The 5,707-nt window shown below is 61.3% G+C and carries 8 protein-coding genes and 2 pseudogenes; 1 reads left to right on the plus strand and 9 read right to left on the minus strand.

Features of this window, described 5'->3' with window-relative positions; translation table 11 throughout:
- Window positions 1-1,052: 1,052 nt before the first annotated feature.
- Complete coding sequence (locus tag AB7I51_RS17465) at window positions 1,053-1,520, minus strand: hypothetical protein (RefSeq protein WP_428405548.1); 468 nt, start codon at window positions 1,518-1,520, stop codon at window positions 1,053-1,055.
- A gap of 389 nt (window positions 1,521-1,909) precedes the next feature.
- On the opposite strand from AB7I51_RS17465, the gene AB7I51_RS17470 reads away from it, so the two are divergent.
- On the plus strand, window positions 1,910-2,197 hold the full coding sequence (locus AB7I51_RS17470) for a hypothetical protein (protein ID WP_428405549.1): 288 nt from the start codon (window positions 1,910-1,912) through the stop codon (window positions 2,195-2,197).
- A gap of 174 nt (window positions 2,198-2,371) precedes the next feature.
- On the opposite strand, the gene AB7I51_RS17475 is transcribed toward AB7I51_RS17470, so the two are convergent.
- From AB7I51_RS17475 to AB7I51_RS17510, 8 genes and pseudogenes are all read right to left on the minus strand, one after another.
- The gene (locus AB7I51_RS17475; protein ID WP_428405550.1) at window positions 2,372-2,593 is read right to left on the minus strand and encodes a hypothetical protein; all 222 of its coding nucleotides are present in this window, start codon (window positions 2,591-2,593) and stop codon (window positions 2,372-2,374) included.
- A complete protein-coding gene (locus AB7I51_RS17480) occupies window positions 2,590-2,805 on the minus strand; it encodes a hypothetical protein (protein WP_428405551.1) in 216 nt (71 codons plus the stop codon). The genes AB7I51_RS17475 and AB7I51_RS17480 overlap by 4 nt, the downstream gene beginning before the upstream one ends.
- Window positions 2,802-3,062 (minus strand): hypothetical protein, encoded by a 261-nt coding sequence (locus tag AB7I51_RS17485; RefSeq protein ID WP_428405552.1) that lies wholly within the window; start codon window positions 3,060-3,062, stop codon window positions 2,802-2,804. The genes AB7I51_RS17480 and AB7I51_RS17485 overlap by 4 nt, the downstream gene beginning before the upstream one ends.
- Complete coding sequence (locus AB7I51_RS17490) at window positions 3,059-3,331, minus strand: hypothetical protein (protein ID WP_428406378.1); 273 nt, start codon at window positions 3,329-3,331, stop codon at window positions 3,059-3,061. Before AB7I51_RS17490 ends, AB7I51_RS17485 begins: the two co-directional genes overlap by 4 nt.
- Before the next feature lie 125 nt (window positions 3,332-3,456).
- A complete protein-coding gene (locus AB7I51_RS17495) occupies window positions 3,457-3,648 on the minus strand; it encodes a hypothetical protein (protein ID WP_428405555.1) in 192 nt (63 codons plus the stop codon).
- Between the two features lie 182 nt (window positions 3,649-3,830).
- A pseudogene (locus AB7I51_RS17500) lies at window positions 3,831-4,121 on the minus strand (integrase arm-type DNA-binding domain-containing protein); the annotation flags it as partial.
- Between the two features lie 340 nt (window positions 4,122-4,461).
- A complete protein-coding gene (locus tag AB7I51_RS17505) occupies window positions 4,462-5,055 on the minus strand; it encodes a hypothetical protein (RefSeq protein ID WP_428405554.1) in 594 nt (197 codons plus the stop codon).
- A gap of 539 nt (window positions 5,056-5,594) precedes the next feature.
- Window positions 5,595-5,707 (minus strand): annotated as a pseudogene (locus tag AB7I51_RS17510) (IS5/IS1182 family transposase); the annotation flags it as partial.

A 5,707-nucleotide genomic window follows, 5' to 3' on the forward strand; every position in this document is an offset into this window, starting at 1 on the left:
ATGTCATCGCCCGCATCGCCGATCACCCGATCTCAAAGCTCGACGAACTGCTCCCTTGGAAATGGGAGAAAGCCGCGCCTCACGCCGTCGCCGCTTAGCCACCCCTGGTCATAAGATCACGCTTACATTACTCACTTTCAAATGGGATTCGCTTCGGGTCAAAACTAGAGGAAGTTTCAGCCGCCTTGGGTCCCCCAGAACGCACTGTGACCGACGGAGGCCTTCCGAAGACGGGGCGCTTCGTCTGCAAGGAATGCGGCTCGCGCGAGGTCCACGTCATGCCGGATTGGCCGCCATATCTGGCTCAGGGCTGACGAAAAAGCCCGGTCGTCGCCGGCCGGGCTGGAGGTGATCTGACAAAGAAGAGTGACGGCCATGAGGAAACCGTCGACCAGCGTTTTAAAGAGTTGGTGACGAAGACCTAATCTTTAAAGAGTTAGTGATGAAGATGGCTCCTTTATGGCAACCATCGCGCTAGCCTCATCCGGCGGATCACGAAGCATCTCTTCTGGGAAAAGCTCCAGCGCCTCGCCGATCTGATCGGCGCCGCGTGGAGCGAATGACGCCCATGCCCTATTTCGAAGAGGAGCCGACCAGGCGGGGTCTCGTTAATCGCCTGTCTGGCACCGACGCCAAGGCGCTCGCGTCATACATTTCGCGAATCCAATACGGCCTCGGAGACATTTGACATGCAATTTGCGCGTCGGGCGTTGCGGAAATCGACGCTTGCCCTCCGAGGCTCTGCCGGCTCCATAGATAAACAGCCACGCCAAGCCAGCTAATATCCCCCAGCCCACTATAATTTGGAGCCAGTGGTCTCGAACAAACGCAAACATTCTGGCTTTCCCCACAATTGTTACCCAACTCGGCGCAAGCCTGTTCCGATATGGGACAAAAGCGACAAGCCTATATTGCAGATCAATCGGAGTGCCATCTGTAATTGCTCGCGAGGGAATGAGAAAGAAGCGTTGGCCTGTCCCGGCTGAGAGACAAAAACGCCCCGCCGTTACATCCACGGTCGGGGCGTTCTTGGGCGCATGCGATGCGCCGTCTTATTCCGTCGGCACGCTCAATTTGACCGGAAGTTGTGCGCGGATCGCATCCAGCACCTCATGAAGACCGGCTTCGGCCTCTTCCGCGCGACTAGTCCAGGAAGCTAATTCCGATTCGCGCGCAGCGAGCAGCGCTTGCAGCGTCTTAATTTCATGCCTCGCCCGTTCGATGTCGGCGGTAAGCCCCTCGACTTGCCCCTCAGCCAAGCGCAACATCGTCTCGGCGCGTTGGGCGCAGGCGTCCGTATGATCCAACTGTTCTTTCAGGTCATCGGCGACATTGCGCGCCTGCGCCAGCGCTTGGGCGGTTTCCCGCTCAAACTCCCTGATCGCCGCCGCCTTCTCCGTCACCAGGCTCAACGCCGCCTCCACATCATCGTTCGCGCGCGCCGGAGATGGCGTCGCAATCGACCCATTACCGCGCGGGATGATTTTGGCCGGCGCTTGGTTAAGATCCAGTAAGCTCATTGTCGGCTTCCCAACTCTATGCCCCAACCAGTTCCGGGGCGAGCGCGTCTAAGCTATTCGCCTAAAACGAGAGAGTCTGCGCCAAATATGAGCTTAAATCACAGGAAAATTGTGTCACGGGCGCTGACGTGGCCGTTCTGTTGCTACGAAATGAGGGCGTCTGGCTTACGTGTGCCGTCATGGCTTGCGCCGTAAATCCCAGCGCAATGGCGCATCAGAGAAAACCAGGCATAGCGGATAAATTCCCGGCGTTCATTATTTCTTAAATAATACAGAGTGAGATGCGCCGCATGTTGTCGCCTCGCGTCGCTGTTCTTGCGTTTTTCGTCATGCTTTCTGCGTGCAACGCCGCCTCTGGGCCGGCGACTGTGGCGAACACGTCGGAGCCAATGACGTATCGCTCGCTGGCGGCTCCCAGCGCGAGCATCGACGCCACCGCGGCGCGCGAGATGGTCGCTCTCCATCAACCCAACAATGGATCGCGCGACCCAGCGCTTGATGATCGGCTACCGAGCGTCGCCGATGCTAAGGCGCGCGACATGTCGCAACGCAGCGATCTCGTGGCGCAGGGCGAACTGGGCGCTCACCAGACAGGCCCGGGCGCGCAAACACCGTCAGCGGTGGAGAATCTTTGGAGTTTGCCGCCGGGGGCGGACAGGAACTGGCTTAACAATTGAGCCGCGAGTTGGGCTCTCGAAGGATGGAAGCCGTTCTCGAAGCTGATCGCCGCTTGGCCCGCGCCGCCGCCCACCCCGTGGCCAGACTTTGCCCGAACGTCCAGCCGAGCCCGAGACGCTTGCCGTCTCGGAATCGCTTGTGGGCGTTCCGCATAATCTCGGCGCGGTCGTAAGTCACGGCCTCGGCCTCCGCCGCAAATCGTCCGCTCTGACGGCGCAGCGCTCGGCGTTCTCGACGATATGCTGAACAATCCGCATGAGGACGCCGTCGTATGTGTCGGTGACGCGCGCGAGCCATAAAAAGAGCCGCGCGAGTTTGATTCGCCATGTCAGCGCGATGATGGTGCGAAGCGGCAGACGGTGAAGCCGCGCCTTGACGTTGGCAAGGTCGCTCATGAGCGCGCCTCCCGCGCACCTCGGGCGCTGCTCGGATGGATGATCTCATCTAGCTGGTCTGAAACGTCCATCGACAGTTGGATGAGCGCGGGGCCAGCTCGAAGGTCGTTCAAATCCTGTTTGACTGCGAGAATCGCTAGGTGAAGCGCATAAACGCGATCGTTTATGTGGTCGAGTTCATCGAAATCGATGTTTTGGGAATTGCCGTTCATGATCGTGCCTCCGCCTTCTCTAGCTTTCCATAGAACGCAAAGCGAGCCGCCGAAGTATGGTCGGAAACAGCGCTCGCGAGTTCGCACAGAGCGTCAACGTCCCTTTCATCGCCAGCAAAGTCGCCGACCGTGAGCGCAATCCATAACGCGCGCGCCAGACGCGAGGCTGTGTTTAAATGCTGTTCTATGTCCTCCAGACAGTCGGCGCGCCCTGGCCAATGCAGGTCCTTCGAAAAGTTTTCAATATCATTGGTCATGAGCGCGCCTCCCGCTTGAGCCAACGCTCGGCGTCAAACGCCTCGGCGAGGCGCGCCATGTCTCGAGCAACGTCCTGAGAGAGTTGCAGGACACCGCTTGCCTCGCCTTCATCGTCCCTGTCGCCAAGGACGCCGTCCACTGCCGCTGCAAGACCCCAAAGACGCCGCGTAATGTTGCGGAGTTCGTCCGAGAAATCCATCGGCGTTATTGGGCCTTGCTCGCCAAGACGATGGTAGAAAAGGCGAGCCGCCGTCGCGGTGGCTTTCACACGCTCGCTAGTAATACGGTCTAACATTTCGCTGATTAGCGCCTGGTTGACGCCAGCGGAGCTGAGCCGCGCACAGAAATCTGCCCCGCACTCAGGCGCCTCGGTTGTGGTGTCATTGTTCATGCTCATGACCGCGCCTCCCGCTCCAGGACCGCGACGGCGTTGCGGATGGAATCGCCGATCATGTCGGCGACCCAAATGTCATTCACGACATCGTCTTCGTCGAGAAAGTCGGCGATGAACCGCAGCAATTTCGCCGCGCCTGCCGGCGTCGTCGGCTTGGTTGAATGTAAGGCAATACGCGCCTCTCTCGCCATCTCTCTGCGAGCCCGCCCTTGATGAGCGCTCCGTCAGGGCGGAAGCCGAGGATCGACGCCGTCTGCTTCCAGCGTCGGCTCTTTAGCCTCGCGTGCGCGACGTAATCGCGCGCGGCATCGAGGTAAGTGTCGGCGTCTTCGCTCTTGGGAGTTCGCTTCGCCGCCATCGTGTCGGCGCCGGGGTCTCGTCCCATCGCGATCTCGTGACGAAGCCTCGCGGCCAGTGCGCGCGCAGAGGCGAGATTTAGATGGCCGCCGATGACCGGGGGCGCGTCGCACGACTCAGCGTGCGCGGTTCCGAGAACCAACTTTGCGCTTCGCCCGTCCGGTCTCCTGTATCGGAGCGCCCACGTCTTCCTGCCGGTCGGGTGAACAGTCAAATTCAGACCGGGGCAGGCGCCGTCCGGAACTTCAACGCGCGCCGCTGCGAAGCGAATCTTCGCGACTGCCGCCGCGGTCAAAGCCTTTGCCAACGTCCAATCCTGGGTAACGCTGGGGTAACGAAATGGGGCCGTTACGCCATGTCTCCTCAGGTTTATAACTCAGGCCGACATTATCGGTAAGAGAAAGGCGATAGCTTTGCGGTTGGGCAGAAACCGCCCTGCCCGGCTTCTCAGGGTAGCCCCTCGCCAAGCTGCGCGAGTCCATCAACAATCGTCGATGATGCCCCGGCGTTGGCCTCTAGGCGACACGGCGGGCATGAACGCCCGGCTACAGCCGGAGGATTTCTTGTCCTGCGACGACGCTCCGGTGCAAAACGCCCTCCGAAAGGGGAGGGCGCTTGTGTTAAAGAGTTGAGGCGCAGAGGTTGGCTTACCAGCCCCAACCCCAACCGCCGTTCCAGCCGCCGTACCCACCCCAGCCGCCGTAGCCGTTCCCGCAGACATTTACCCACCGACGCCGCCAGCCCCAGTTGGTCCACACCCTGCGAAGCTGATAGCAGCCGCTGTAGGCGACGGGATTGTAATAGGGCCAACCCCAGCCCCAGCCGTATCCCGCTCCGATCAGCCCAGCTCCGTACCATGGCCAATAGGCGCGCCGCCGCGGGCGGTAATAGCCAGCCCAGGGCCGTCTCCAGCCCCAACCGCCGCCGCGCCAACCGCCGCCGCGCCAACCGCCGACCCAAGGCCGACCCCAGCCGCCGCCGCGCCAACCACCTCGGAAGCCGCCGCCGGGCAGAACGGCACCGCGGAAGCCGCCGCCGAAACCGCCGCCCCTGAACCCGCCGAAACCACCGCCCCTGAACCCGCCGAAACCCCCGCCCCTGAACCCGCCGAAGCCGCCGCCCCTGAACCCGCCGAAGCCGCCGCCACGGAAGCCCCCCCGCGCATCAGCGACTTCGGTTTGCGCCAGCAAGCCGATGAGCAACGCGGCCGTCGCGGCCGCAGTCTTGACCCACTGAGACATTTTTTAGCTCCTGATCCAGTTTCAACGAGACTCCGCTGGCTGGCGAAAAATGCATGCGCGGCCGAGGCGCGCCCAATATCCGCCGCCCGCCCCGCCAGCCCGCTCTATACTTGGAGCCGTTCGACGGTTCTTCCAGCGCGTCTCGTATTTCATCGCCAATCAAATCCATCTCTGGCCGCGTCAAATGCGGGAGCTGACTCCTGATGCACGATGGTACGCCCAGAAAGCGACTGCGAAGCGCCGCCAGTATCGCTTTCCACTTCGCCGCCACCCCTCGGCGCGCCGACACAAGTTCGCCGCGCTCACGGGGTGCTTTCAGCGTCGCTAAATCGGCTTGTGACTTCGCTAGCCTCGCCCGGTCGCCAACAGCCCTGCTTCGGCTGCGGCGTATTCAAGGATGCGATGAAGGTCCGGCGGGCGGGGTTTTGCTCACATAGAGCAAAATAGAAACGGCGAAGGTCGGGTTGCCTTCTGGCTTCCCCGCTTCCCGTTGGGTTGAGCTACCCGTTTCGCGCATGTAGCCCCTCTAGGGCCTGTCATCAATTGAGCCAGACGATAGCTGCGGAGAGGTGGATCGCGGCGAGAAAATTTCGAGCGGTTTTGTCGTAGCGCGTTGCGATGGCCCGAAATTGCTTGAGCTTGCAAAAGAAAT

Source organism: Methylocystis sp. (genome assembly GCF_050246715.1).
Classification (GTDB): Bacteria; Pseudomonadota; Alphaproteobacteria; order Rhizobiales; family Beijerinckiaceae; genus Methylocystis.

Excerpts from the sequence above, each read along its gene's own strand:
- AB7I51_RS17465 (WP_428405548.1), bottom strand. The coding sequence starts at position 1,520 with ATGAGCTTACTGGATCTTAACCAAGCGCCGGCCAAAATCATCCCGCGC.
- AB7I51_RS17470 (WP_428405549.1), top strand. The coding sequence starts at position 1,910 with ATGACGTATCGCTCGCTGGCGGCTCCCAGCGCGAGCATCGACGCCACC.
- AB7I51_RS17475 (WP_428405550.1), bottom strand. The coding sequence starts at position 2,593 with ATGAGCGACCTTGCCAACGTCAAGGCGCGGCTTCACCGTCTGCCGCTT.
- AB7I51_RS17480 (WP_428405551.1), bottom strand. The coding sequence starts at position 2,805 with ATGAACGGCAATTCCCAAAACATCGATTTCGATGAACTCGACCACATA.
- AB7I51_RS17485 (WP_428405552.1), bottom strand. The coding sequence starts at position 3,062 with ATGACCAATGATATTGAAAACTTTTCGAAGGACCTGCATTGGCCAGGG.
- AB7I51_RS17495 (WP_428405555.1), bottom strand. The coding sequence starts at position 3,648 with ATGGCGAGAGAGGCGCGTATTGCCTTACATTCAACCAAGCCGACGACG.
- AB7I51_RS17505 (WP_428405554.1), bottom strand. The coding sequence starts at position 5,055 with ATGTCTCAGTGGGTCAAGACTGCGGCCGCGACGGCCGCGTTGCTCATC.